Annotated in this window: 1 protein-coding gene; it reads left to right on the top strand. The window is 35.0% G+C overall.

From position 1 onward, the window contains the following. Positions 1-365: 365 nt before the first annotated feature. On the top strand, positions 366-1,856 hold the full coding sequence (locus tag BFL01S_RS19475) for a peptide MFS transporter (protein WP_061786706.1): 1,491 nt from the start codon (positions 366-368) through the stop codon (positions 1,854-1,856). Positions 1,857-1,877 lie beyond the last annotated feature (21 nt).

Below are 1,877 nucleotides of genomic sequence, written 5' to 3'. Positions count from 1 at the left end.
TATACCTTTTATTATATCGAAAAACTATATAGGGTAAAAGACACAGTTTTAAAAGAATAGTAGGGTAAAAAGAAATAGAAAATATTAGCTTGGTATTATAAAAAATCAGGGGGATGAATAATTAAAATAAAAAATATAAAGGATTTTTTATTTAGAATAAGCTGGTTATATAGCTGTTCTTAAAGCACGGATAAGAAAAAAGATGTATAAAAAATATGTTTATTTACATTTTTTATATTGACAGAATCATTTTATAAGAATAAAATTTTATTGTTTCTAATTTTATATCATCATAATTTTTTGATATTTTAAAAATTAGTAAACAGGGGAAAAAGGGAGAAAGATAGAGAGAAAGGATGTAAAATATGTCGCTTGATAAAGAGAAAATTGTCCAAAGTGTTCCTCAAAAAGGATTTTTTGGCCATCCAAAAGGATTATTTACGCTATTTTTCACTGAGTTCTGGGAGCGCTTTTCCTATTATGGAATGAAAGCACTTCTAATCGTGTATTTATACACGGAAGTGTCTAAAGGTGGACTAGGTATTGATAATGGAACAGCAGCATCCATTATGTCCATTTATGGAGCGCTTGTTTATATGTCAGGAATTATTGGCGGATGGATTGCTGATAGGATATTAGGAACCTCAAGAACAGTGTTCTGGGGCGGCGTGTTGATCATGATTGGTCATATCGTTTTAGCTATTCCAGCCGGATTTAACGGTGTTTTAGTAGCCATGCTGTTTATTATTTTAGGGACAGGCTTATTAAAGCCAAACGTTTCAAGTGTTGTGGGAGACTTATATAGAGAGAACGACAACCGACGCGATGCCGCATTTAGTATTTTCTATATGGGAATTAACTTAGGTGCTTTTATCGCTCCATTAATCGTATCTACACTTGGAGAAAACTATGGATTCCATTTAGGTTTCGGTGCCGCAGCAGTTGGAATGTTAGGTGGATTAATTGTTTTTTCTATGACAAAAAAGAAAAACCTAGGTTTAGCAGGTACGGAAGTTCCAAATCCGTTAAAGCCTGGTGAGCGTAAAAAAACGTTTGGAATTATTGGTTTAATCGTTGCTGTTCTCGTAATCTTTTTAATTGTAGCAGGAGTAGCAGGCTTCTTAACTATAACGAATGTTATTGCATTCATTAGTTTCTTAGCTGTTATTATTCCAATTATTTATTTCACCGTTATGTATCGTAGTTCCAAAACAACTGATGTTGAACGCTCTCGATTACTTGCTTATATTCCATTATTTATTTCTGCTGTCATGTTCTGGGCAATTCAAGAGCAAGGTTCAACAATCTTAGCCATTTATGCTGAAACATCAACGCAGTTAACTTATGGAAGTTTTACAATTCCAGTAGGGTGGTTCCAGTCGCTTAACCCGTTATTTATTATTTTATTAGCACCTGTATTTGCTAAGCTGTGGGTAACGCTTGGAGATCGCCAACCGTCTACACCGCAAAAATTTTCTTTAGGATTGTTATTTGCCGGTTTTTCATTCCTAGTAATGGTTATCCCGTCAGTAACAGGTGATGCGAATCATTTAACAAGTCCATTATGGCTTGTTTTAAGCTTCTTCTTAGTTGTAATTGGTGAGCTTTGCTTATCCCCAGTTGGATTATCGACAACAACAAAACTAGCGCCAAAAGCATTCTCCGCACAAACGATGAGCGTATGGTTCTTAGCCAGCGCAGCTGCACAGGCAATCAACGCACAAATCGTTCGATTCTATGAGGGGATTTCACAATCCTCATATTTCGGATTATTAGGTGGAATTTCTGTTGTTCTAGGTATCATCATCTTCCTTTCTTCTTCAAAAATTAAGCAATTAATGAAGGGGATTAATTAATAAAAGAGGCTGGGACATAAG

The organism is Priestia flexa NBRC 15715, from assembly GCF_001591565.1.
GTDB lineage: Bacteria > Bacillota > Bacilli > Bacillales > Bacillaceae_H > Priestia > Priestia flexa.
Note: the sequence above shows the minus strand (reverse complement) of the source record. Positions and strands in the feature narration are given on the sequence as shown.